The organism is Clostridium magnum DSM 2767 (assembly GCF_001623875.1).
Taxonomy (GTDB): domain Bacteria; phylum Bacillota; class Clostridia; order Clostridiales; family Clostridiaceae; genus Clostridium_AM; species Clostridium_AM magnum.
The window spans coordinates 185,546-210,807 of the sequence record NZ_LWAE01000007.1; the positions used below are offsets into that span (position 1 = coordinate 185,546).

The 25,262-nt window shown below is 34.2% G+C and carries 19 protein-coding genes, 1 tRNA gene and 3 rRNA genes; 16 read left to right on the forward strand and 7 right to left on the reverse strand.

The features are described from left to right. Positions 1–24 precede the first annotated feature (24 nt). Positions 25–1,113: an IS200/IS605 family element RNA-guided endonuclease TnpB gene (tnpB, locus tag CLMAG_RS23140; RefSeq protein WP_066628177.1), complete on the forward strand. Its 1,089-nt coding sequence runs from the start codon at positions 25–27 to the stop codon at positions 1,111–1,113. A 147-nt stretch (positions 1,114–1,260) separates the two neighbouring features. After that, entirely contained in the window at positions 1,261–4,710 is a 3,450-nt protein-coding gene (gene addB / locus CLMAG_RS23145) for a helicase-exonuclease AddAB subunit AddB (RefSeq protein ID WP_066628180.1), read from the forward strand. A 568-nt stretch (positions 4,711–5,278) separates the two neighbouring features. Here the strand turns inward: addB and CLMAG_RS31115 are convergent. Next, entirely contained in the window at positions 5,279–5,995 is a 717-nt protein-coding gene (locus tag CLMAG_RS31115; RefSeq protein ID WP_082832056.1) for a hypothetical protein, read from the reverse strand. Positions 5,996–6,563: 568 nt separating this feature from the next. On the opposite strand from CLMAG_RS31115, the gene CLMAG_RS23155 reads away from it, so the two are divergent. From CLMAG_RS23155 to CLMAG_RS23170, 4 genes are all read left to right on the forward strand, one after another. After that, positions 6,564–8,075, forward strand: a 16S ribosomal RNA gene (locus tag CLMAG_RS23155). 230 nt (positions 8,076–8,305) lie between these two features. Next, positions 8,306–11,209, forward strand: a 23S ribosomal RNA gene (locus CLMAG_RS23160). Positions 11,210–11,465: 256 nt separating this feature from the next. Continuing rightward, positions 11,466–11,582 (forward strand): 5S ribosomal RNA (gene rrf / locus CLMAG_RS23165). The 16S, 23S and 5S rRNA genes sit together here with 1 tRNA gene alongside, the layout of an rRNA operon. A 6-nt stretch (positions 11,583–11,588) precedes the next feature. Continuing rightward, positions 11,589–11,663, forward strand: a tRNA-Asn gene (locus CLMAG_RS23170). 100 nt (positions 11,664–11,763) lie between these two features. On the opposite strand, the gene CLMAG_RS23175 is transcribed toward CLMAG_RS23170, so the two are convergent. After that, positions 11,764–11,988 (reverse strand): alpha/beta-type small acid-soluble spore protein, encoded by a 225-nt coding sequence (locus CLMAG_RS23175; protein ID WP_066628183.1) that lies wholly within the window; start codon positions 11,986–11,988, stop codon positions 11,764–11,766. Between the two features lie 28 nt (positions 11,989–12,016). Next, positions 12,017–12,226, reverse strand: coding sequence for an alpha/beta-type small acid-soluble spore protein (locus tag CLMAG_RS23180; protein WP_066628185.1), 210 nt, complete (start codon positions 12,224–12,226; stop codon positions 12,017–12,019). A 201-nt stretch (positions 12,227–12,427) separates the two neighbouring features. Between CLMAG_RS23180 and surE the strand changes: the two genes are divergently transcribed. From surE to CLMAG_RS23200, 4 genes are all read left to right on the forward strand, one after another. Then, complete coding sequence (gene surE / locus CLMAG_RS23185; protein WP_066628189.1) at positions 12,428–13,186, forward strand: 5'/3'-nucleotidase SurE; 759 nt, start codon at positions 12,428–12,430, stop codon at positions 13,184–13,186. A gap of 200 nt (positions 13,187–13,386) precedes the next feature. Beyond that, positions 13,387–14,610: an NAD(P)/FAD-dependent oxidoreductase gene (locus CLMAG_RS23190; protein ID WP_066628191.1), complete on the forward strand. Its 1,224-nt coding sequence runs from the start codon at positions 13,387–13,389 to the stop codon at positions 14,608–14,610. Between the two features lie 69 nt (positions 14,611–14,679). Continuing rightward, the gene (locus tag CLMAG_RS23195; RefSeq protein ID WP_066628195.1) at positions 14,680–14,904 is read left to right on the forward strand and encodes a YuzB family protein; all 225 of its coding nucleotides are present in this window, start codon (positions 14,680–14,682) and stop codon (positions 14,902–14,904) included. 290 nt (positions 14,905–15,194) lie between these two features. Next, complete coding sequence (locus CLMAG_RS23200) at positions 15,195–16,598, forward strand: serine/threonine-protein kinase (RefSeq protein ID WP_066628196.1); 1,404 nt, start codon at positions 15,195–15,197, stop codon at positions 16,596–16,598. Between the two features lie 114 nt (positions 16,599–16,712). Here CLMAG_RS23200 and CLMAG_RS23205 read toward each other — a convergent pair whose 3' ends face one another. Genes CLMAG_RS23205 through CLMAG_RS23215 form a run of 3 tightly spaced genes read right to left on the reverse strand, consistent with a single transcriptional unit; the run spans position 16,713 to position 17,845 of the window. Next, positions 16,713–17,312 (reverse strand): manganese catalase family protein, encoded by a 600-nt coding sequence (locus CLMAG_RS23205; RefSeq protein WP_066628197.1) that lies wholly within the window; start codon positions 17,310–17,312, stop codon positions 16,713–16,715. Between the two features lie 3 nt (positions 17,313–17,315). Then, the gene (locus tag CLMAG_RS23210) at positions 17,316–17,600 is read right to left on the reverse strand and encodes a spore coat protein CotJB (protein WP_066628199.1); all 285 of its coding nucleotides are present in this window, start codon (positions 17,598–17,600) and stop codon (positions 17,316–17,318) included. A gap of 14 nt (positions 17,601–17,614) precedes the next feature. After that, entirely contained in the window at positions 17,615–17,845 is a 231-nt protein-coding gene (locus CLMAG_RS23215) for a spore coat associated protein CotJA (RefSeq protein WP_066628202.1), read from the reverse strand. 280 nt (positions 17,846–18,125) lie between these two features. Here CLMAG_RS23215 and CLMAG_RS23220 point away from each other — a divergent pair, with 280 nt between their 5' ends. Then, positions 18,126–18,848, forward strand: a complete 723-nt coding sequence (locus CLMAG_RS23220) for a Crp/Fnr family transcriptional regulator (RefSeq protein ID WP_066628205.1) — start codon at positions 18,126–18,128, stop codon at positions 18,846–18,848. A gap of 283 nt (positions 18,849–19,131) precedes the next feature. Here the strand turns inward: CLMAG_RS23220 and CLMAG_RS23225 are convergent, their stop codons facing one another. Continuing rightward, positions 19,132–20,367 (reverse strand): FprA family A-type flavoprotein, encoded by a 1,236-nt coding sequence (locus tag CLMAG_RS23225; protein ID WP_175562210.1) that lies wholly within the window; start codon positions 20,365–20,367, stop codon positions 19,132–19,134. Between the two features lie 270 nt (positions 20,368–20,637). Between CLMAG_RS23225 and ric the strand changes: the two genes are divergently transcribed. From ric to CLMAG_RS23250, 5 genes are all read left to right on the forward strand, one after another. Further along, positions 20,638–21,348 carry an iron-sulfur cluster repair di-iron protein gene (gene ric / locus CLMAG_RS23230; protein WP_066628211.1) on the forward strand — a complete coding sequence of 237 codons (711 nt, stop codon included), beginning with the start codon at positions 20,638–20,640 and terminating at the stop codon, positions 21,346–21,348. Positions 21,349–21,594: 246 nt separating this feature from the next. Beyond that, positions 21,595–22,455, forward strand: coding sequence for a Rossmann-like and DUF2520 domain-containing protein (locus CLMAG_RS23235; protein ID WP_341420781.1), 861 nt, complete (start codon positions 21,595–21,597; stop codon positions 22,453–22,455). Beyond that, the gene (gene panB / locus CLMAG_RS23240; RefSeq protein ID WP_066628215.1) at positions 22,452–23,276 is read left to right on the forward strand and encodes a 3-methyl-2-oxobutanoate hydroxymethyltransferase; all 825 of its coding nucleotides are present in this window, start codon (positions 22,452–22,454) and stop codon (positions 23,274–23,276) included. Before CLMAG_RS23235 ends, panB begins: the two co-directional genes overlap by 4 nt. Before the next feature lie 30 nt (positions 23,277–23,306). After that, positions 23,307–24,149 carry a pantoate--beta-alanine ligase gene (gene panC / locus CLMAG_RS23245; RefSeq protein ID WP_066628217.1) on the forward strand — a complete coding sequence of 281 codons (843 nt, stop codon included), beginning with the start codon at positions 23,307–23,309 and terminating at the stop codon, positions 24,147–24,149. A gap of 363 nt (positions 24,150–24,512) precedes the next feature. Continuing rightward, the gene (locus tag CLMAG_RS23250; protein WP_066628219.1) at positions 24,513–25,175 is read left to right on the forward strand and encodes a nucleotide-binding protein; all 663 of its coding nucleotides are present in this window, start codon (positions 24,513–24,515) and stop codon (positions 25,173–25,175) included. The last annotated feature ends 87 nt before the right edge of the window (positions 25,176–25,262 follow it).

Genomic DNA, 25,262 nt, shown 5'->3' on the forward strand with positions numbered 1-25,262 from the left:
CAAGGAATGAAGTGAGGTGATATAGTGCTAAAGGCTTATAAATACAGAATTTACCCTAATCAAGAACAAAGAATATATTTAGCAAAAACTTTTGGATGCACTAGATTTATTTATAACAAAATGTTATCTGATAGAGTTAAAGCTTATGAAGAAAATAAAGGCTTAGAAGTTAAAACTATAAAATATTCAACGCCAGCACAATATAAAAAAGAATTTCCATGGTTAAAAGAAGTTGATAGTTTGGCTTTGGCAAATGCACAAATGAATTTAGATAAAGCCTATAAAAATTTTTTTAGGGATAAATCAGTTGGATTTCCTAAATTCAAAAGTAAAAAAACTAATTATAATAGTTACACAACTAATAATCAAAATGGAACTGTGTACATTGAAAATGGATATATAAAGTTACCTAAACTAAAGTCTATGATAAGTATAAAACAACATAGGGAGTTCGCAGGAATGATAAAATCTTGCACTATAACACAAGTACCAAGTGGAAAGTACTATATATGTATTTTAATTGATACTGAAAATATTCAATTACCTAAAATAGATAAGAAAATAGGTTTAGATATGGGATTAAAAGACTTTGCTGTATGCGCTAATGGTGAAGTATTCAGTAACCCTAAATGGTTTAGAAAATCTGAAAAAAGATTGGCAAAGCTTCAAAAGCATTTATCAAGAAAACAAAAAGGAAGTAATAATAGGCATAGGGCTAGATTGAAAGTTGTAAAGATGCATGAGAAAATAGCGAACCAAAGAAAAAATTTCCTACAAGTCATATCAACTAAAATTATTCGAGAAAACCAATCAATAGTTATAGAAGATTTGCGTGTAAAAAATATGCTCAAGAATGAAAAGTTATCAAAAGCAATAAGTGAAGTTTCTTGGAGTGAATTTAGAACAATGCTGGAGTATAAAGCTAATTGGTATGGTAGAGAGGTAATAATAGCACCTAGTAATTATGCAAGCAGTCAGCTATGTTCAGTTTGTGGATATAAAAATGAAGAAGTAAAAAATCTAGTACTTAGAGAATGGATATGCCCTCAATGTGGTACACATCATGATAGGGATATAAATGCTAGTAAAAACTTACTAAAGTTAGCCATATAATATGGTAATTATCTGAGGTTGGAACGACCTTATTAGCGTGTATAAACTTGCTCCGTTGGGAGCATTGACCACGAAGCCCCCACTTCAACGAAGTAAGTGGGGAGTAGTTCACAAGATGAGAAACTAAATAAAAAGGAGCAAATCATAATGGGTTTGAGATTTATATATGGAAGATCTGGCAGTGGCAAAAGTCACTATTGTTTAAATAGTATAAAAAATAGAATAGAAGATGAATGCACGTCTCCCTTAATACTTATAGTACCAGAGCAGTTTTCTTTTCAGGCGGAGAAGAATCTTATAAAGACTGTTGGAGAAAGTGGAATGCTTAGAGCTCAGGTGTTGAGTTTTAAAAGAATGGCTTATACTGTTCTTAATGAAGTAGGAGGGCTCACTCGTCAGAATATGAATGATGCAGGCAGAAGTATGCTCATCTATAAAATAATGGAGGAGAGTAAGGATAAGCTAAAGGTCTTTGGGAAAGCTGCTAAAAGACAGGGGTTTGTCACCACAGTATCCGATATTATAACTGAATTTAAAAGGTATAGTGTTACTGTAGAGGTACTAAAGGGAACTTTAGATAGAATTGAAAATCAGTATTTAAAAAATAAAATTGAAGATATAACTTTAATTTTTGAACAGTTTGAAAAAAGGCTTCATGAAAAGTATATTGATTCGGAAGATGAGATGACTATTTTAATAGAAAAGCTTGATAAAAGCAAGATGTTTGATAATGCAGAGGTTTGGATAGATGAGTTTTCAAGCTTTACTCCTCAACAATATGCTGTTTTAGAAAAGATTTTACATAAATCCAAAAGAGTAAATGTAACCTTGTGTACAGATATTCTAAGTGGGGAAAGTAGCATAGATAATACAGATATATTTTGGCCTACAAAACTTACAGAAAAAAAACTTTTAGAAATTATAGGGAATCATAACATAAAGTACGAAAAGCCTATAGAGTTGAATTGTAACCCATGTTATAGATTTAAAAACAGTGAGGAGCTTCAACATTTAGAAAAATACTTATTTTATTATCCCTACAAAGCTTATAAAAAGGATAGCTCTGATATACATATTTTTAAAGCTTTAAATAAATATGTGGAGATAGAGGAAACTGCTAGAGATATAATTAGGATATGCAGAGACAAGGAATTTAGATTTAAAGATATTGCAGTAGTTAGTGGTGATTTAGAAGGATATGAAAATTTAGTTAAAGCAATTTTTACAGAATATAATATACCTTATTTTATAGATAAAAAAAGAGAAATAGATAACAATCCAATAATAATTTTAATAATTTCTGCAGTAGAAATATTAGCTAGGAATTGGTCCTATGAATCTGTTTTTAGATATTTAAAAACAGGATTATTAGATTTAGAGAATGAAGAAATAGATATTTTAGAAAACTATGTATTATCAAATGGAATTAGAGGAAACAGGTGGACTGCTGAAGAACCATGGGATTTTAGGTTAACTTATGGATTTGAAGATGATGAAATATCAGATTATGAAAAGGAGCTTTTAAAGAAGATAAATGATATTAGAGAAAGAGTAGTTAGACCTATTATAAACTTAGCGGCTAATATAAAGGGCAGAAAAAAGGGTATACAGATGTGTGAAGGACTGTATGGATTTTTATGTCAGCTAAATATCCCTAAGAAAGTACAGTTGTGGATAGAGGAATTTAAGGAAATAGGCGAACTTGATAAGGGAAACGAATATAGTCAAATATGGGATATTGTAGTAGAAGTGTTAGATCAGATAGCAGAAGTTATAGGAGAACAAACCTTAAGTATGGATGCATTTGCTAATATACTTTCTACTGGCTTTAAAGAATATGAGGTTGGGGTAATTCCGCCTTCCCTCGATCAGGTGCTTGTAGGAAGCATTACTAGAATAAAAAGTCATGACATATGTGCACTATACATAATTGGAGTAAATGATGGAGTTTTTCCAGCAGTTATTCCATCAGAAGGAGTACTTACGGATAATGATAGAGAAATTCTTAAGGAAAGAGGAATGGAAATTGCAAAGGATACTAAAAGCAGAGCCTTTGAGGAACAGTTTTTAGTATATACTACTTTGACACTAGTTAGTAAGTATTTAAGATTAAGCTACCCTATGGGAGATGAAGATGGTAAAACAAAACGACCATCCATTATAATATCAAGACTTAGAAAGATTTTCCCGGAGTTAAAAGAAGAGAGTAATCTAGTTGGAAATGATAGTGATGATGAAAAGTTGAAGACAGTAACAGGCCCTAATTCTACTTTTAATAAACTCATATCAAATATAAGAAAGAATTCTCAGGGAGAATATATAACTCCGTTGTGGCTTGATGTATATAGATGGTATAAAGAACATAATCAATGGAATGAAAAACTTCAAACAGTGATGAGTGGATTTAACTATACAAATGAAGTTGAAGTCGCAGATACTAAAAGAGTGAGAAAGCTTTACGGAAAGCATATGAATATAAGCGTTTCTAGATTAGAAAAATTTTCAGAATGTCCTTTTGCATATTTTGCACAGTATGGACTTAAAGCAAAAGAAAGAAAGGTATATAATTTGACATCTCCGGATTTAGGTAGTTTCATGCATAATATGCTGCAAAGTTTTTCAGTAAAACTTAGAGAGGAAAATTTAACTTGGAGAGATATAGATAAAACTTGGTGTGAAGATAATGTTTCAAGGATTATTGATGAGGGACTAAGAAAAATGCCAGGATCAGTGTTAAATAGTTCTAAAAGATATGGTTATGTTGCAAATAGTTTAAAACGTGTGCTGACAAGATCAGTTTGGCTTATTGCTGAACACATGAAAAGAGGTGGGTTTACACCACAAGGATATGAATTGTCCTTTGGTAACTCAGGTGATTTTCCACCGATTTCTATAAAGCTCCATTCAGGAGAAACAGTTAGTCTAATTGGTAGAGTTGATAGAGTTGATAGTATGAGTGAAGAAACTACTACCTACTTAAGAATAATAGATTATAAATCTGGAACTAAGGAATTCAAGCTATCAGATGTATATTATGGATTTCAGATGCAGCTTTTAATATATCTAGATGCTATACTTTCGGAACTTGAGGAGCGAATGAACAAGTCAGCTCTTCCAGGTGGAATTCTTTATTTCAAATTAGATGATCCTATAGTAAAAGGAAAAGGAGATATGTCTGATAGTGAAATAGAAGAACGAATAATGAAGAGTTTGAAAATGAATGGTCTTTTATTAGATGATCCAGATATTATAAGAGAAATGGACAATGAAATAGAAAAGAGTTCGGATATTATTCCAGCTTCTATAAAGAAAGATGGAACACTTTCAAAATCTCAATCATCTGTTGCCACCTTGGAACAATTTCAGTTATTAAGAAAATATGTTAGGGATACTATAGCTAACTTATGTGAAGAAATACTAGAAGGGAATATAAGTATAAGTCCTTGCAAAAATAAGATTAAGGATTCCTGTAAGTATTGTATTTATTCATCAATATGTCAATTTGATACTTCCATGAAGGGTAATAAATATAGAATTATGAAAGATAAAACAGAAGAAGAAATATGGAAGGAAATCGAACAAAAAGTTAAAAAATAAAAAAACTTAGCCTGTATTTTCTTTCGAAAATACAGGCTAAATCATTAGAATAGGGTTTAAGTACTATCTAGTACTTAAGGCTTGGAGGTGATAGGGAAAATTAAGAAAAGCTATTTGGGGGTAATATATATCAAAATATTGAACAATTCAAATTAATTTAACCTGACTAACTTGGCGTAAGTCTCCCAACTTTATATGAAACTCCTCCTCCTAACGTCAGAGGAGTACTCACAGAGTAAGCGACCATCACCAAATCATAGATTTTGATTCTCTGCTTAAGTGGGAGTTCAATGCCAAGTAAGCCATGCATTCGAAGCTCTAAAATTCAAATGGGGTAAAAGAATTCCCATTCCAATTAAGATCTTGCTTCAATGTATCTATATATTTAGTATATGAAAAACAGCATTTTGTGTGATTAAATTTTAAAAAATATTTTTATCCGATGACTACCCGCTCTAATACTTCCATCTTATTCAAAGTGTACGTTGCGAGTGGCTACGTCCCTGGATTCGTTCAACTAAGAATCAGGTGGAGTTTGAAATTCCATCTGATTCAAGTTTTCACTTCATTAACTTAAGTCTAGGAGAATGTCTAATTTTTTCTTTAATGCCTTATATACATCCTCACAATCCTCGTTTATATCATATACCAAATGTATGGTATCTTTAATTTTTGAATTTTTAGCAGAAACAATGATAGAGGTTGATAAATAGTAAGCTGAAGTAGCTAAATTAACTGAAGTTGAACTAAGATTCTGTAATGTATTTAATAATGGAATAATATCATTTTCATAATATGCAACTTGTCTAGGATCTAAATCTAACTTTGCTAATTGTAACTTAATATTGTTAATTTTCTCAAGTGTAGAGGAAGCTTTATCAATATTATCGGTAATAGAGCAAGAGGAAGTGTCGCTGCTGTCGGTAGTGTTAGTTTCGGTGCTAGTAGATTTAGAACTATTAGATGTTGAGTTTTTTCCTGACAGTTGACTTTGTATAGATTGCGAAGCTTCAATACCTGATAGAATAATGGTATTTATATTCTGTAGATTAGTACTAGTGTTATTTACTCTGTTTTTAGTATCAATGTCGAAAGCATTATTGGGGTTGGAGGAATTTTGATTTGAGGACTCTTGTGTAGGCTCTGTAGTATTTGATGGATTTGTAATGCTATTTATGTTTTGAATATTTGTGGTGGTATTATTAATAATATTGCTAGTAGTTATATTTGAGCTGTTATTATTAATTTCTTTTTTGTTAGAGTCTGTTTTATTCTTTTCTTGCATAGTTTTCACCCCAATTAGCTCTATATACTTAGTTTATACAGTTATAGAAAGTATGTTACTAATTAAGTTTCATTTATCCCATGACTATTTGTTGTAATATTCCTATCTGATTCAAGTTTCACTTTATAAGAATTATGGCATAAACTGAATCGGGAGTGTCGCTATTATGAAATTAGAGTAATAATGAAAAAAACTTAGAATAATGAGTATAATTTTCTATAAATAAGAGAATTATATGTGTGTAGTGACATTAATGATGATATGATAACACATGTCGCCAGAAAAGGCGGCAAGAAAAGTTGTTGAAACAAAAGTGTTGACAACAAGTTAATGTATGTGATATTATTACTAAGCTGTCAGGAACATATCAAAGTAAATTGATAAAAAAAGTTCTTGACAAAGTTAAATACACATGATAAGATATAAAAGTCGCTGAGTGAGCGACATGATCCTTGAAAATTAAACAGAGGTTAAAAGTCAAATGACTTTTATTAAATAAACTAAACCAGCAATTCTTTAACTACTATATATTAGTAGTGAGTAAAACAGTAATGAGCATTCAAACTTTTAAATTGAGAGTTTGATCCTGGCTCAGGACGAACGCTGGCGGCGTGCCTAACACATGCAAGTCGAGCGATGAAGCCCTTCGGGGTGGATTAGCGGCGGACGGGTGAGTAACACGTGGGTAACCTGCCTCAAAGAGGGGGATAGCCTCCCGAAAGGGAGATTAATACCGCATAACATTAGTTTTTCGCATGAAGAACTAATTAAAGGAGTAATCCGCTTTGAGATGGACCCGCGGCGCATTAGCTAGTTGGTGAGGTAAAGGCTCACCAAGGCGACGATGCGTAGCCGACCTGAGAGGGTGATCGGCCACATTGGAACTGAGACACGGTCCAGACTCCTACGGGAGGCAGCAGTGGGGAATATTGCACAATGGGCGAAAGCCTGATGTAGCAACGCCGCGTGAGTGATGAAGGCCTTCGGGTTGTAAAGCTCTGTCTTTTGGGACGATAATGACGGTACCAAAGGAGGAAGCCACGGCTAACTACGTGCCAGCAGCCGCGGTAATACGTAGGTGGCGAGCGTTGTCCGGATTTACTGGGCGTAAAGGATGCGTAGGCGGATATTTAAGTGAGATGTGAAATACCCGAGCTTAACTTGGGTGCTGCATTTCAAACTGGATATCTAGAGTGCGGGAGAGGAGAATGGAATTCCTAGTGTAGCGGTGAAATGCGTAGAGATTAGGAAGAACACCAGTGGCGAAGGCGATTCTCTGGACCGTAACTGACGCTGAGGCATGAAAGCGTGGGTAGCAAACAGGATTAGATACCCTGGTAGTCCACGCCGTAAACGATGAGTACTAGGTGTAGGAGGTATCGACCCCTTCTGTGCCGCAGTTAACACAATAAGTACTCCGCCTGGGAAGTACGATCGCAAGATTAAAACTCAAAGGAATTGACGGGGGCCCGCACAAGCAGCGGAGCATGTGGTTTAATTCGAAGCAACGCGAAGAACCTTACCTGGACTTGACATCCCCTGAATAGTGCAGAGATGCATGAAGCCCTTCGGGGCAGGGAGACAGGTGGTGCATGGTTGTCGTCAGCTCGTGTCGTGAGATGTTAGGTTAAGTCCTGCAACGAGCGCAACCCCTATCATTAGTTGCTACCATTAAGTTGAGCACTCTAGTGAGACTGCCCGGGTTAACCGGGAGGAAGGTGGGGATGACGTCAAATCATCATGCCCCTTATGTCCAGGGCTACACACGTGCTACAATGGTAGGTACAGAGAGATGCAAGACCGCGAGGTGGAGCAAAACTCAAAAACCTATCCCAGTTCGGATTGTAGGCTGCAACTCGCCTACATGAAGCCGGAGTTGCTAGTAATCGCGAATCAGAATGTCGCGGTGAATACGTTCCCGGGCCTTGTACACACCGCCCGTCACACCATGAGAGCTGGCAACACCCGAAGTCCGTGAGGTAACCTGTAAAGGGGCCAGCGGCCGAAGGTGGGGTTAGTGATTGGGGTGAAGTCGTAACAAGGTAGCCGTAGGAGAACCTGCGGCTGGATCACCTCCTTTCTAAGGATAATACAGACAGGTAATGCTGTCTGAAAGACTGGTTTAGCCTCTGTTTAATTTTGAAGGATTAAAACCTTCAAATTGTTCTTTGAAAATTGCACAGTGAATTAGTTAAACAACGCAATTGTTTAACATAAAAAAGTAAAGCTAAAGGTAAAACTACTTATATAATAATAAGTAATAAACTTTTGTAACTTTAATCAAACTCATAGAAATATGAGCAATAAATTGGTCAAGCTACAAAGGGCGCATGGTGAATGCCTTGGCACCAGAAGCCGAAGAAGGACGCGATAAGCTGCGATAAGCTTTGGGTAGGCGCAAATAGCCAGTGATCCAGAGATTTCCGAATGGGGCAACCCACATTACTAACGTAATGTACTATAAACTGAATTCATAGGTTTATAGAGGTATACCCGGGGAACTGAAACATCTAAGTACCCGGAGGAAGAGAAAGAAAAATCGATTTTCTGAGTAGCGGCGAGCGAAAGGGAAAGAGCCCAAACCAGGAACTTGTTCCTGGGGTTGCGGATAGACCATAAATACTGCAATTTTTTAACTGAAGAGAGCTGGAAGGCTCCGCCGTAGAAGGTAAAAGCCCTGTAAGTGAAAAAAAAAAGCAGTCAGGTCTAATCCAGAGTACCACGAGACACGTGAAACCTTGTGGGAAGCAGGGAGGACCACCTCCCAAGGCTAAATACTAACTGGTGACCGATAGTGAAGCAGTACCGTGAGGGAAAGGTGAAAAGAACCCCGGAAGGGGAGTGAAATAGAACCTGAAACCGTGTGTCCACAATCAGTCGAAGCACTTTTATGTGCGACGGCGTGCTTTTTGTAGAACGAGCCAGCGAGTTACGATGTGTAGCAAGGTTAAATACTTAAGGTATGGAGCCGAAGGGAAACCGAGTCTGAATAGGGCGAGAAGTTGCATGTCGTAGACCCGAAACCGGGTGACCTATCCATGGACAGGTTGAAGCGGAAGTAAAATTCCGTGGAGGACCGAACCACGTTGGTGTTGAAAAACCATGGGATGAGCTGTGGATAGCGGAGAAATTCCAATCGAACTCGGAGATAGCTGGTTCTCCTCGAAATAGCTTTAGGGCTAGCGTTTTGAATGAGTAATGGAGGTAGAGCACTGAATGGGCTAGGGGCTGACAACAGTTACTGAACCCTATCAAACTCCGAATGCCATATACTTGAATCAAAGCAGTCAGACTACGAATGATAAGATCCGTGGTCAAAAGGGAAACAGCCCAGACCATCAGCTAAGGTCCCAAAGTGTAAGTTAAGTGGAAAAGGATGTGGGATTTCTAAGACAACTAGGATGTTGGCTTAGAAGCAGCCACTCATTTAAAGAGTGCGTAATAGCTCACTAGTCGAGAGATCCTGCGCCGAAGATGTCCGGGGCTAAAACTTACCACCGAAGCTATGGATTGATACGTAAGTATCAGTGGTAGAGGAGCTTCCTGTATGGATTGAAGTCGTACCGAAAGGAGCGGTGGACTGTACAGGAGTGAGTATGCTGGCATAAGTAGCGAGAAATAAGTGAGAATCTTATTGGTCGAAAACCTAAGGTTTCCTGAGGAAGGCTCGTCCGCTCAGGGTTAGTCGGGACCTAAGCCGAGGCCGAAAGGCGTAGGTGATGGACAATCGGTTGATATTCCGATACCGCCAACTGACGTTATTACAAATGGGATGACGCAGGAGGATAAGATGTGCGCACTATTGGATGTGCGTCTAAGCATCTAGGCAGACTAGACAGGCAAATCCGTTTAGTCAATGTTGAGGTGTGATGGGGAGCCCTTATGGGCGAAGTATCTGATTCCACGCTGCCAAGAAAAGTCTCTATGGAGGATGTTGGCGCCCGTACCGCAAACCGACACAGGTAGGTGAGGAGAGAATCCTAAGACCAGCGGAAGAATTGTTGTCAAGGAACTCGGCAAATTGACCCCGTAACTTCGGGAGAAGGGGTGCCTACGCAAGTAGGTCGCAGAGAATAGGCCCAAGCAACTGTTTAGCAAAAACACAGGTCTCTGCTAAAGCGAAAGCTGAAGTATAGGGGCTGACGCCTGCCCGGTGCTGGAAGGTTAAGGGGAATACTTAGCGCAAGCGAAGGTATGAACTTAAGCCCCAGTAAACGGCGGCCGTAACTATAACGGTCCTAAGGTAGCGAAATTCCTTGTCGGGTAAGTTCCGACCCGCACGAATGGCGTAATGATTTGGGCACTGTCTCGACAACAAATCCGGCGAAATTGTATTGCGAGTGAAGATGCTCGCTACCCGCGATTGGACGGAAAGACCCCGTAGAGCTTTACTGTAGCTTAGCATTGAATTTCGGTATTGTCTGTACAGGATAGGTGGGAGACTGAGAAACAAGGGCGTCAGCCTTTGTGGAGTCAACCTTGGGATACCACCCTGACAGTACTGGGATTCTAACCGGCGGCCATGAAACTGGTCACGGGACATTGTTAGGTGGGCAGTTTGACTGGGGCGGTCGCCTCCAAAAAAGTAACGGAGGCGCCCAAAGGTTCCCTCAGAACGGTTGGAAATCGTTCGAAGAGTGCAAAGGCAGAAGGGAGCCTGACTGCGACACAAACAAGTGGAGCAGGGACGAAAGTCGGGCTTAGTGATCCGGTGGTTCCTCGTGGGAGGGCCATCGCTCAACGGATAAAAGCTACCTCGGGGATAACAGGCTGATCTCCCCCAAGAGTCCACATCGACGGGGAGGTTTGGCACCTCGATGTCGGCTCGTCGCATCCTGGGGCTGAAGTAGGTCCCAAGGGTTGGGCTGTTCGCCCATTAAAGCGGCACGCGAGCTGGGTTCAGAACGTCGTGAGACAGTTCGGTCCCTATCCGTCGCGGGCGTAGGAAATTTGAGAGGAGCTGTCCTTAGTACGAGAGGACCGGGATGGACTGACCTCTGGTGCACCAGTTGTTCCGCCAGGAGCACAGCTGGGTAGCTATGTCAGGACGGGATAAACGCTGAAAGCATCTAAGCGTGAAGCCCACCTCAAGATAAGATTTCCCATAGCATAAGCTAGTAAGACCCCTTGAAGAACACAAGGTTGATAGGTTAGAGGTGTAAGCATGGTAACATGTTCAGCTGACTAATACTAATAGGTCGAGGGCTTGACCAAAAAATAGTTAAGAGTGTAGAGTTGAGAATTAAGAGTTAATGATGATTTTCACTAGCGTGAAAATCTAAAATTTAAATTAATTAAGCTCCACATAAAAAAGCTATACTTATCACTGTGCAATTTTCAGAGAATAATATTCTCATAAGAGTTAATAATTTATTGTGTATAAAGTTATTAGTTAGTATAATTATCGTTTTTTCGACGATAGGAGAAAAAATAACCATAACTATTAATTCTTAACTCTCAACTAAATAAATCTGGTGATTATGACGTAAAGGTAACACCCGTTCCCATTCCGAACACGAAGGTTAAGCTTTACAGTGCTGATGGTACTGCACGGGAGACTGTGTGGAAGAGTAAGTCGTTGCCAGGTAAATGTTCCGTGGTAGCTCAATGGTGGAGCATTCGGCTGTTAACCGAAGGGTTGGAGGTTCGAATCCTCTCCACGGAGCCATTTTTTATTTTTTGATTATTTAAAGTAATTTACATAAAAAAGACTGCTTTTGTGAAAAGCAGTCTTTTGTTATTTATAATAGGTATTCATAGGAACAAGGTTATTTTTCAGGATCTCCAAGAAGACTTCTTTCAAAACTTTCTATCGCAGCCTTTACCTTTTGCCCTCCAACTGCGCCTCCTACAGTGCCACAAGTTTTAGCTGTCATATTACCCCAATAACCATCCTTAGGTACTGGAATTCCTAATTCATTTGCAAGTTCTGTCTTAGTTTTAGCTGTTTCCTTGGCTGCAGCATAATTCTGTTTTTTATATTTATTATCCATATGAAATTATTCTCCCTTCTAGGTGTAATTATTTTACAAGGCCTCTTTCAAAACTTTCAACCATCTTTTTCACCATATTTCCACCTACATCTCCGCACTTTTCGGCTGGGATATGTCCCCATTTACCAGTTGGGGAACCATGTGGGACTTTTACACCAATTTCATTTGAGACTTCTAATTTAAGTTTATCAAGATCACTTTGAGATTTTGGAACTAAAATATCTTTTTTAGTTCTCATAAAAAACCTCCTTTGAATACATAATTATTTTCTGTATTAATAAATCTAATATGTTATGAGTTTTTTTACAAAAGTTATTTAAGTATGAAATTTAGTAAATATTTCGGTATATAGTAAATTAAATTCATTATTTATATAGTAAAATCATTAATAAAATCATAAAATAAAATTATACTTATATAAAAATAATGGAGGTAGTATATGAAGTTACTATTGACTAATGACGATGGAATTAATGCTAAAGGGATATATGCTTTAGCAAAAGAGCTTGAAAAGGAACATGAGGTAGTTATTGTTGCACCAGATAATCAAAGAAGTGCTTGTGGACATTCAATAACTATTACAGACCCTCTTTTTGTCAAAGAATTAAAAATTGACGGAATAAAGTCTAAGGCTTATAGTGTTAGCGGAACACCAGCTGATTGTGTAAGAATTGGTATAGATAAACTAGTAGATGGAAAGATAGACATGGTATTATCAGGAATAAATAATGGATTCAATTTAGGTACGGATGTTATTTATTCAGGGACAGTTTCTGCAGCGATAGAATCATCTATTTATAAAATACCTTCTATCGCTGTATCTACTGAAATAAATGATGATATTGAAAAATATAGTGTACCGGCAAAATATGCATCAGAAATATTAAAAATTCTTAAAGATAGCTATACTAAAAATGATGTTGTGATAAATGTAAATGTCCCTCTAATTCCTAAAGAAAACATAAAAGGTATTAAAGTATGTAATATTGGCAGTAAAACATATGATTTTTATTTTATGGAAGACACTAGCGAAAATAATGATAAAAGATTTTATTTAAAAGGAGCATTAAAGGAATCGGAAGAAGAGGATACGGATGTTTACTATATAAAAAGAGGGTATGTTACGGTAACACCACTTCATTATGATTTAACTAATTTTAAAATACTCGATGAGGTTGATAAGGTATTTAATAAGTAAAAAATAATTTGGTAAATTTGCATGATATAGGGAGAGCTCTATGCCATGCAAATTTTTATTTTATATAAAGAGGAATAACATTATAAGGATTAGAAAAAAATAATCTAGTAATTAGCTGAACCTAATAAAGATTATATAGAATGATTTAAAGTGATCGGTGTAGGTTTTACTACGCTAGAGATTTGTAGGAAGTGAAGAGTTTGAGTGAAAAGATTATTATTGTAGGAAATGGTATAACAGCGATAAGTGCAATAAAGGCAATTCGTGAGTTTGATAAAGAAAGTGAAATAAAATTATTTGGTGATGAAAAATTCTATCCGTATAACCGTATAAGACTATCGAAAGGTTTATTAACTTCATTAGATGAGGAAAAGATATTATTGCAAAAAAAAGAATGGTATGAACAAAATAATATAAAATTATATTTACATGCCAAGGTTATCTCAGTAAACCCAAGCAGCAAAGAAATAGAAACTTCAGATGGAAGTAAAGTAAGTTATACAAAGTTATTGTTAGCAAATGGAGCAAATAACTTAATTCCTGATATTAATGGAATTAATAAAGAAGGAGTATTTTCACTGAGAACATTAGAAGATGCAAGAAACATAGTTCAGCAATCTAATGATAGTGAGGTCATACTTAACATTGGCGCTGGAATCCTGAGTCTAGAGTTAGCATGGATATTAGCTCAAGCTGGGAAAAAGGTTATTATTACGGAACTTGCTCCGAGACTTATGCCTAGACAGTTAGATGAAAGAGCTTCTCAAATATTAGAGAAAGCAATTAAAAATAAAAACATAGATATCCTGATTAACAGCCAGATTAGTGAAATATCTGTTCGAGAGGATAAAGTAGAAGGAGTTATTGCTGATTCAGGAAGTTTTTTTCCCTGTGATATGGTTATATATTCAATTGGTATAAAACCTAATATTGATATAGTAAAGGGAACAAATATAAAGATTAACAAAGGTATTATAATAAATGAAAAAATGGAAACTGAAGTTACAGATATATATGCTGCAGGAGATGTGGCAGAATATAATAATAAGGCTTATGGTTTATGGAACATAGCTATTGGTCAAGGTACAGTTGCTGGACACAATATGGTGGGAAAAGACAGTACATATAAGCCTATAACACCTGTAACAACATTAAATGCTTTTGATATTTCATTATTTTCAATGGGAGATATTGAAAATAATGAATCAACAAATATATTACTTGAAGATACGGGAGAGAGTAATAGTTATAAGAAAATATTTATAAGAGATAATAGAATTACTGGAGCTATAGTAATTGGTGATACTAAGATTTCACCTATACTTAAAAGGGCTATTGAAGAGCGGATATCTTTGGGCACGATTAATTTGGATAATGTATATATAGATGAGTTAATTGAAACAATAAAAAATAATAAACATTAGACATTGCAGGTTACAAGTAATTTCAAATTTGCATACTAAGTAGAAATGGTTTTGAAGAGGAGGAAAAAGATGACTGAAATAAAATTTTGTCAAAATAATTTTAATCAAGGAACAGAGGTTTTAGTTGATAGAATAAAAAGTGAATTGACTAATGTTACAGTAGATGTAGAACCCTGTTTAGGATATTGCGGAGATTGTGCCGTTGGACCATATGCTCTAGTAAATGATGAGATTGTTAAGGCGGATACTCCAGAAGAGCTATTTCATATGATTAAAGATATCGTAAATGAATAAACTCTACATTTCCTATTGCACCTGACTTACGCCAAGTAAGCCATGCATTCGCAGCTCTAAAATTCAGATAGGGTAAAAGAAACCCCATCTGAATTAAGATCTTGCTTCAATTAAGTTATGTTAAAAGAATCTAGTAGATAACCTCACATATATTTTTATTAGTAAAAATATATGTGAGGTATAATTTTTGGTTATACCCCTCTAATTTTAGAAATTTACACGTATATTAATTATGTACTGGAAAATTATTATTTAATGTATTTTCCATTTCATATAAGAGGTGAAGTTTTATGTTAAATACAGGATATATCTTAGATGAAAAATATGAAGTAGTAAAAACTCTTGGACAAGGTGGTATGAGCACTGTTTACTTATGCAAAAATACAAGATTAGGTAATCTGTGGGCTATAAAAGAGGTTAAAAAAGAATTAAAGGGACAGATAGACTTTTTAGCAGAACCAAACATATTAAAAAACTTAAGTCATTCTGGTATTCCAAGAGTAGTGGACATCTTTTATAGAGAAGATAACTTATATATGGTTGAAGACTATATTGAAGGTGAAACTCTAGAGGAGTACATAAAGAAAATAGGTCTTATAGGTAGTAAAGAAATAAGCAAAATTACATTAAGTATATGTGATATAATAGAATACCTTCATAGTTGTAATCCTCCTATTATATATAGAGATTTAAAACCCTCTAATATTATGATAACTCCTAAAGGAAAAGTTGTGTTAATAGACTTTGGTATTTCAAGAGTATATAAGCAAGGTGGAGATAAGGATACAATATATATGGGATCAAAAGGATATGCTGCACCTGAACAATATGGGAGAGGACAAACTTGTACACAAACAGATATATATGGAATTGGGGCAGTAATGTATTTTATGACAATGGGTAAAGCTCCTACAGCTTTATTAGAACCATTAAAGGATAAAAGTTATGGTAATAAAGTAGATATCAAATTAAAGAAAATAATACAAAAAGCTGTGCAAATCGATATTGAAAGCAGGTATTCTTCAGTAAATGAGATGAAGGAAGAACTGCTTAGGTTTTCAGATAAAGAATATTATACAAAAACTTTGCTTATAAATCAAGAAAATAATATTACAAGCGACTCTAATTTAGATAAAGGAACAATAAATTTTTATAAAATAGACTCAAGTTCTGATAAAACTAAAATAGAAGATAATACAGTAAAAACAAATAACGACAAAGTGAATAATGAAAAGTCTAAAAAAGCTCAAAATAAATTTAAGATACCTCATATGAAGTTAAAAGTTAATGGAGATAAAAGCAAAAAAAGCTTTAAAAGAAAGCTTGCGTCTATTTTAGTTTGTATAGGAATTATTTTCGGATTAATTTATCTTGTCACTGATCATGGAAAAACTGAGCAAATTATAAATAACGATCAAATTACTAATAGCAAAAATGAAGATAAAGCTGTAGATGATATCAGTAAATCTGAAAATAAGATTGATACAAATAGTATAGATAATAAGGAGGATATTAAGCCGTCTATTCAGCCTACAGAAAACAAGTCTAATACCGAAAGTTCATCTGTTAGTGAAAGTACAAATGATAAAGAGATTTCTGATACATCAGATGATAAGTTAGAGAATAAAAAAGAAAGTAAAGCTAAGAACAATGGTAAAGCTAAGGGAAAGCATAAATATGACGAGGGTAACTAGACATATTAATAGGAGCACATATTTAAGATATTGTGCTCCTACTTTCAATTAACCATCATTCAAATATAAGATTTTTAAAGAATGCATCAAAATGCTTCAAATTAGTGATGTTCTTTATTTTGAAAAATTTGTTTTTGGCATTATGAATAAATGGGGCTCTTGTAAGTAATCTTGAACGATTCTAAGAGCTTCCCCAAATCTTTGGTAATGTACAACTTCTCTTTCTCTTAGGAACTTTAATGGTTCTATTACATCAGGGTCATCAGCAAAATTGAGAAGATATTCATAAGTAGCCCTTGCTTTTTGTTCTGCAGCTAAATCTTCAGTTAAGTCAACTATAGGATCTCCTTTTGATTGAATATATGCAGCAGTAAATGGTACACCTGAAGCACTTACCGGATAGATTCCCCTATCATGATCTACATAATAGGCATCTAATCCTGCTTTTTTTAATTCTTCTAGGCTTGCACCTTTTGTTAACTGATGAACAATTGAACCTACAATTTCTAGATGAGCCAATTCTTCTGTACCAATATCATTTAAGGTCCCTATAGCCTGAGGTGTAATCATAGAAAATCTTTGACTTAAATATCTTAGGGATGCAGCCAATTCTCCATCAGGACCACCGTATTGTGTAATAATTATTTTTGCCATCGCAGGGTTAGGGTTTTTGATTTTTACTGGATATTCTAATTTTTTTTCATATGCCCACATATACTATCTCTCCTCCTCACAAAGCTCAAAGTTAGCCTCACATTCCCATGGCCAAGGCTCATTTATCCATTGCCATGGATATTGGCTATAATCCCCATAAGATAAAGGCCCAAAGAACCTTTCATAGTTTTGTTTTAACATACGAGCTTTTGTTACAAGTGAGTTATAGGTTTTAAGAGCATTACGATCAGTTGGATGAGTGTTAAGATATAAATGGAGGTCTATTAGTGAAAAATCCACCGCAGTAATTTCTTTTAAAAGTTCTTTTTTATTCATTTTAGCATCCATAATAGTACCTCCCTCTAACATTTAGAAACTGGTTTATATTTTTTATCTTTTCCCTCATAAGGACTAAAAAGCTCAGGAAAAATAGTCCCATGTCTAAGACCTTCCATAGGAGAGAGAAGGGTACATAGTTGTTGATAAGGTACATAAGCTGCTGCTAATCGTACATTCCTTATTACCATTTCTTGAGGAATGCAGGTGTCTACTGGTGGACAATTAGTTATATATATTTTTTTGTCTTTGGCCATAGTTGTATTTATCCTCCTTGATATTTGTTGCTACACAATTATATACTATGGTCAATAATATAAATTTGTTACAATTAAAGTGGATTATGTAGCATAAATTATTTTTTGATTAATATACTTATAGATTAGGACATAATAAGGAAAAGATTAAATTCTAATTAATAAGATTTAGAAATTCTAGTAAGTAAATGGATAAGATCTTATGTTATATAGATATGTTTACTTTATAATTCCGTGATAGAGTAATTCAATGTAAATTAATGAGGTGAATATAGGGAATATGCCAAATAATATAGACATTATGTGTGAATGTGAAAAATGTACAGGAAAGTATTGTGCAAAAAAAGTATCTATATTTTCAACTTTACATGATGAACAAGTAAGAGAAATTGCTGATATGGTAGTACATAGAAATTATAAGAAAGGACAAATAGTATTCTTTGAAGGAGATATATCAGATAAGCTCTATATAATTAATAAAGGAAAAGTAAAAATATTTAAGTACACAAAGGAAGGAAAGGAGCAAATACTATATATACTAACAAATGGAGATTTTACTGGGGATTTAAGTCTTTTGAAGAAGAGCAAACTTGAATTTAATGCAGAGGCCTTAGAAGATACAGCAGTATGTACTTTAACTAAAGAGGATTTTGATAAAATACTAGAAAAAAATCCTCAGATAACTTTGAAAATATTAGAAGTAGTTCATGATAGATTAGTGAGCCTCGAAAATTTAATTCAAAGATTAAGTACAAAAGATGTGGAAACAAGGATTGCAGGAGTAATTCTAACCCTTATAGATAATTTCGGAAAAGAAACAAAGGAAGGAATTGTACTAGAATTACCTTTAAGCAGGGAGGAAATAGGAAATTATTCAGGACTTACAAGAGAAACGGTAAGTAGAACATTAACAAGTATGCAGGATAGCGGACTAATAGAGCTTGTAGGAAACAAGAAAATTATTATAAAAGATATAGAGTATTTAAGAAGTATAGATAAATAACCCCAAACTTGACTTAGTCCCGGTATTTCTAGAGATCTCTCTTCCGCACTGTTAACAATTTTAAGCTAGCTCTAAGGCTCGTACCAAAGAAAATCAATAAGATTAAATAAACTCGCTAAGGCTCAGACATATTTAATTTTATTGATTTTCTAAGGTACTTCGCCAAGATCTAGGTTAAAATTGTTAAATGTGCTATCAGAGAGAGCTCTAGAAATACCTGAAATAAATCTATATTTAATATTATTTATCTATAAATGCTAAAATGAACATAGTAGCATTAAAATTACTTGTTAATAACTAATTCTCCAACAGCCATTGCTGTATTGATGCATAGGTCACTTGTTGTTTCTTCGTCATAATAGCTTATTTTTAGTGGTAATTGTATGTCGTTAGCACCGGTATATTTTACTAAGTAAGAAGTATCTACTAGGGTCATGGAACTTTGTTTTATATAATCATTAATAATCTCCACAGCTTCGCCGCTCCATCCAAAAGAACCAAAGGCTGCCCCTAGTTTATTTGATAAATCTAATTTTATAAGTTCTTTTAAGACATCTTCTAAATTACCTATCATATCTCCATATTTTGTTGAACTTCCGATAAATATAATATCAGATTCTAAGGCAGTCTGTTTAATGACGTTTAAATCTGAATTTTTCACATTAAAAACATCAGATTTTATACCAAGGTTAGTAAGTCCTTGGGAAAGAGAATTAGCAACCTTACCTGTATTACCTGTCATGGAGCTAAATAGTATTAATGCTTTCTTATTTTTTGAATTAGGATTAATCCTGCTTAGTTTATCATAAATATTAATATATTTTTGAGCATCATCTCTTAATATAAATCCATGGGAAGGAGCTATAATTTCAATGTCAAGAGCTCTTATTTTATTTATCATGTCTCTTACATATGATCTATGTGGACCCATAATAAGTTTGTAGTAAGTTATAAAGTCTTCAGTAATATCTTCTTTTGCTAAGTCGTTAAACAGCTCATAGTTAGCAATGTGAGTACTAAATATGTCGCAAGGATAAAGAATCTTATCTTCAACACAATAAGTAATCATTGTCTCTTCTGTATGAAGATATGGCGTCTCAAAGAATTTTAATGTTTTACCACCAATGTCAAGGCTATCCCCATCTTTAATTATTAAGTAGTTTCTATTTTTAAGTTTAAACATTCCATTAAGAAATTCTCTTCCTTTTCCAGTAGTTACTATAGTTGCATTTTTTGCTTTGTTTAATAATGAAGGTAATGCCCCTGCATGGTCTGGCTCTACGTGATTAATTACTACATAATGAATCTTATTTAAATCAATAATGCTTTGTAGGTTTTTAACAAACTCCCCTCCATACATAATATCCACAGTATCTATTATAGTAGGTTTTTCTGTATCTAATAAATATGAATTGTAAGTTGTTCCTTTTTCTAATATTAATCTATGAAAAGGAACCTTTCTATCATCTACTTTACCAATCCAATAAGTTTTTTCTGCGATTTTATTGTTTATCATAATAACATCTCCTTATATATTCTTGTGTGTTTTTCAACCTTATGGACTCATTATATTAGCAAATAGAATCATAAGCAGTGATTATAATCATATAAAAATTTGATTATAATCACAGAGTTATATTTTATTATCATATATAATTAGCACATGAAGACAAAAAGAAGATACTTAAAGATATATTAATATTTGTAGCTTAATTAAGTATAGGTGATAATTTTAGTATCATAAGTTCATTATAAGTATATAAAGATAAAAAATTTTGGAGGGATAGAAATGAATAAATTTGTATTTAAAAGTTCAGATAGTATAGGAGTTATTGCAACAAATTTTCCAAAGTCTATGGAGATATTCAAGGATTATAATATTGATTTTTGCTGTGGTGGAAACAGACCATTAATAGAAGCTATAACAGAGCAGAAATTAAATGAAGCTGAGGTTATGAATAAACTTGAAGAAGCCTATAATAAACTGATTAATGTTGAAAATCAAGAAGTAGATTTTACTAAATTATCGTATAGTGATTTAATAGATCATATAGTAAATACACATCATGGTTATTTACAATCGGAGCTTCCGAAAATAGGAGAGTTAGTAAATAAGATACTAAGAGTTCATGGCCAAGGACATAGTGAATTAGCTAAGGTGCATAAGTTGTTTTCTAGTTTAAGAATGGAGTTGGAGCAACACCTAATTAAAGAGGAAGAAACTGAATTTCCTGCTATTAAAGAATATGAAAGAAGTAATTCTAAAGAACTTTTAGAAAATATACTTGGAACAATGGAAGAATTAGAGGCTGAACATGAAGGAGCAGGCGATATTCTTAAAGAACTTAGAAAGATTACTAATGGTTTTACAGCACCAGAAGATGGATGTAACACTTATAGATTGACTTATAATAAATTGAAAGAATTGGAAGAGGATACATTTACTCATATTCATTTAGAAAATAATATTCTATTTCCAAGACTTCAGCAAGAAAAATAATAGCTAAAATAGGAAGGGCAAAAGGTTATTGTAAGGGTAAGTTTTACTTTTACAATAACCTTTTTATGTGATGACTATTTTGGCTGAGTTAAAATAATGTTGTTCAAAAAATTGTTTTGTGTTAGAATTTCTGTGGGTAGTATCCTGTCGGAGCTGCACCGAGTTGTTTATTATTTTTATAAATATTCTGCTCATATCTATTAGAATGAGACAACTTCTACCTTGGAGATAATAATTCCAAAGGTGGTGATTTTATTGAAAATTGGTTTTATTGGTGCGGGAAAGGTTGGCTTTTCTCTTGGAAAGTATTTCTGTATCAATAATATAAATATAACAGGGTATTATAGTAAAAGCAGTTCTTCTGCTGAGGAAGCTGCTGAATTTACTAACTCAAAATTCTATGAAACTATTGATCCATTAATAATGGACAGTGATATCATTTTTATAACAACTCCAGATGATGTTGTTTTCGAAGTATGGCAGAATATTAAATATTTCAATTTGGAAGGCAAAATTATATGCCACACCAGTGGCTCCTTATCTTCTAAAATTTTTTCTGATATAGACAATTCAGGTGCTTTTGCATATTCAATTCATCCTATGTTTCCTTTTTCCGATAAGTTTAATACCTATAAACACTTAAAAAGTTGTTATTTTTCTATTGAAGGTAGTGAAAAATATTTATTAGAAATTAAAAATTTGATTAGAAGTCTTGGTAATCCGACACTTATTATTGATCAAGATAAAAAAGGTCTTTATCATTTGGCAAATGTTACTGTGTCAAACCTAGTTCTTTCGTTAGTATCCAAAGGCTGTGAGTATCTAGTTCAATGTGGTGTGGATAGAAAAATTGCTTTAAGTTCTCTAATGCCTTTAATAGAAAATAACATACTAAATTTAAAAGAAAAGGGATTTATAAATGCTTTAACTGGACCAGTAGAAAGAAATGATCCGAGTACTCTGAAAAAGCATTTAGATGCTATCCCGCTAGGGGATTTAAATCTCTATAAAAATTTATCCTTAAGTCTTTTAAATTTATCAAAACAAAAGCATCCGGAAAAAGATTATAAAAAGATTGAAAAATTTTTAGGAGGTAATAATCAATGAAAAATACAGTTGAAAGCTTTAAGCAGGCAAAGATTAAAGGTGAAAAATTAACTATGCTTACAGCTTATGATTATTCTACTGCTAAGCTAATGGATAAGGCAGGCGTTAACAGTATACTAGTTGGTGATTCTTTAGCTATGGTATGTCTTGGACATAAAAATACATTAAGTGTAACAATGGAAGAAATGATTCACCATACCCGTGCAGTTACTAGAGGGGTGGAAAATGCTTTAGTAGTTGCTGATATGCCTTTTATGTCTTACCATACTTCCGTATATGATGCAGTTAAAAATGCTGGTAGACTTGTAAAAGAAGCTCAGGCAGATGCAATAAAGCTTGAAGGTGGTGCTTCTGTTTGTGAACAGGTAAAAGCCATAGTAAATGCTCAAATTCCGGTTATGGGACATTTGGGACTAACACCTCAATCAGTCAATATGTTTGGCGGATTTAAGGTTCAAGGCAGAGCCTTAGAAACTGCTAAGCAAATAATAGAAGATGCTAAAAGGCTGGAGGAGGCTGGTGTTTTTTCTATAGTACTTGAGGGAATACCTGCTGCACTGGGAAAAATTATTACAGAGAACGTTTCAGTTCCAACTATAGGTATTGGTGCCGGTAAAAATTGTGATGGTCAGGTGCTTGTTTATCAAGATATGCTTGGAATGTTCTCTGATTTTACTCCTAAATTTGTAAAACGATTTGCTAATATAGGAGATATCATGACGGAAGGTATAAAAAATTATATAAAAGAAGTAAATGAAGGCACTTTCCCAGGAAAAGAACATAGTTTTAGTATAGATGAAGAAATTATAAACAAACTATAAACAAAGCATAATTAGAGAGGAGGTATAATTGTGAAAGTTGTTAATAGTATAAAAGAATTAAGAAGTCATATAAATACCTGGAAAAGGCGAGGTCACGAAATAGGTCTTGTACCTACAATGGGATATTTGCATGAAGGTCATAAAAGTTTAATAAATGCAGCGTCAGATGATAACAGTAAAGTTGTAGTTTCTATATTTGTAAATCCTATTCAATTTGGAGCAAATGAGGATTTAGATAGTTATCCAAGAGATATTGAAAGAGATTCTAAAATATGTGAAGCTGCTGGGGCAGATTTGATATTCAATCCTTCACCAGAGGAAATGTACGGTGAAAATTTCTCAACATATATAGATGTAGAAGGTCTTACAGAAGAGTTATGTGGTGCCAAACGTCCAGGTCATTTCAGAGGTGTGTGTACTGTTGTTTCCAAGCTTTTTAATATAGTAAATCCTACTAGAGCTTATTTTGGAGAAAAAGATGCTCAACAACTTGCAGTTATAAAGCGAATGGTAGCAGACTTAAATTTTGATATAGAGATAATAGGATGTCCCATTGTTAGAGAGGAAGATGGTCTTGCAAAAAGTTCAAGGAATACATATCTCTCAGAAGAAGAAAGAAAAGCATCTTTGGTTTTAAATAGAAGTCTTTTAAAAGCAAAAAGTGCCTTAAAGGAAGGCATAAAGGATTCGGATAAGTTAGTACAAATAATATCACAAGAACTAAATAAAGAACCTTTAGCTAAAATAGATTATATAGAAATAGTAGATAGTACCTCGTTAAAACCTGTAAAAAATATTGATAGGCCTGTACTTGTTGCCATAGCTATATATATAGGAAAAACAAGACTTATAGATAATTTTATATTTCAATAAATAATATAACTTTAAGATGGTAAAACAACCATCTTATTTTTTTGTGTAACTACATGAGAAATATTAAATAAAAACACTGTTTCAACAAATTATAAGAAATAACATAACATATGTAAAGAATTTACATATAATATAGTAGTACATAAAAATTAGTTTATGAAGTGAAACTTGAATCAGATGGGGTTTCGTCTACGACCCGGGGCTTTGCCCGTTAAATGCCATTTAGGCATTTATAACCCCCACCTAATTCTTAGTTGAACGAATCCAGGGACATAACCGCTCTTTACTCACACTTTGAAGAAGATGGGAGTATTAGAGCGGGTAGTCATCGGATAAATTGATTATTTAAAAGAGGTGATATAAGTGAATAGAATTAGAATTTTTACAGGACATTTTGGAAGTGGAAAGACTGAGTTATCAATTAATTGTGCCATAAGTCTTGCCAGTGAAGGGAAAAAAGTAGCTATCGTAGACTTGGATATAGTAAATCCCTATTTTTGTACAAGAGATATCAAGGCTGAACTTGAAGATAGGGGTATAAGAGTAGTAGCGTCAGACTCTAAACTGTCTAATGCAGAGCTAATGGTAGTGCCTGCTGAAGTACTAGCCGTGTTTAATGATAAAAGCTATGAAGTAGTTATGGACATAGGCGGGGATGCCCAAGGAGCTGTAGTTCTAGGTCAATATAATAGATATCTTAGTGAAGAACCCTACGATATGTACTTTGTTATAAATAACAACAGACCTCTTACGTCAAATAATGATGATATAGAAGATTATATAAAGGCTATACAGCTGACATCAAGACTTAAGGTAACTCATTTAATAGCTAATACTAATATGTCTTATGAGACTTCTGTAGAAGATATAATAAATGGAGATAGGTTAGCTAGTAAGTTATCTAAAAAGTTGAATATTGCTCATAAGTATACAGTATGTAGAAGAGATTTAATAGCTGAGGTTAAAGGAAAAGTGGAAGGTGAAATTTATCCTATAGATACATTTATGAAATTGCCTTGGACATAAGTTATGGGTATTGAACTGCTGTTTAATTATAGAAATCAAATTTATATAAATGAGTTACAAAGTCTACATAATTCTATTTAAGTTCTA

Bases quoted from the DNA above. Each gene is read 5' to 3' on its own strand.
- addB (WP_066628180.1), top strand. From the start codon at position 1,261: ATGGGTTTGAGATTTATATATGGAAGATCTGGCAGTGGCAAAAGTCAC.
- CLMAG_RS31115 (WP_082832056.1), bottom strand. From the start codon at position 5,995: ATGCAAGAAAAGAATAAAACAGACTCTAACAAAAAAGAAATTAATAAT.
- CLMAG_RS23175 (WP_066628183.1), bottom strand. From the start codon at position 11,988: ATGGATAATAAATATAAAAAACAGAATTATGCTGCAGCCAAGGAAACA.
- CLMAG_RS23180 (WP_066628185.1), bottom strand. From the start codon at position 12,226: ATGAGAACTAAAAAAGATATTTTAGTTCCAAAATCTCAAAGTGATCTT.
- surE (WP_066628189.1), top strand. From the start codon at position 12,428: ATGAAGTTACTATTGACTAATGACGATGGAATTAATGCTAAAGGGATA.
- CLMAG_RS23195 (WP_066628195.1), top strand. From the start codon at position 14,680: ATGACTGAAATAAAATTTTGTCAAAATAATTTTAATCAAGGAACAGAG.
- CLMAG_RS23200 (WP_066628196.1), top strand. From the start codon at position 15,195: ATGTTAAATACAGGATATATCTTAGATGAAAAATATGAAGTAGTAAAA.
- CLMAG_RS23205 (WP_066628197.1), bottom strand. From the start codon at position 17,312: ATGTGGGCATATGAAAAAAAATTAGAATATCCAGTAAAAATCAAAAAC.
- CLMAG_RS23210 (WP_066628199.1), bottom strand. From the start codon at position 17,600: ATGGATGCTAAAATGAATAAAAAAGAACTTTTAAAAGAAATTACTGCG.
- CLMAG_RS23215 (WP_066628202.1), bottom strand. From the start codon at position 17,845: ATGGCCAAAGACAAAAAAATATATATAACTAATTGTCCACCAGTAGAC.
- CLMAG_RS23220 (WP_066628205.1), top strand. From the start codon at position 18,126: ATGCCAAATAATATAGACATTATGTGTGAATGTGAAAAATGTACAGGA.
- ric (WP_066628211.1), top strand. From the start codon at position 20,638: ATGAATAAATTTGTATTTAAAAGTTCAGATAGTATAGGAGTTATTGCA.
- panB (WP_066628215.1), top strand. From the start codon at position 22,452: ATGAAAAATACAGTTGAAAGCTTTAAGCAGGCAAAGATTAAAGGTGAA.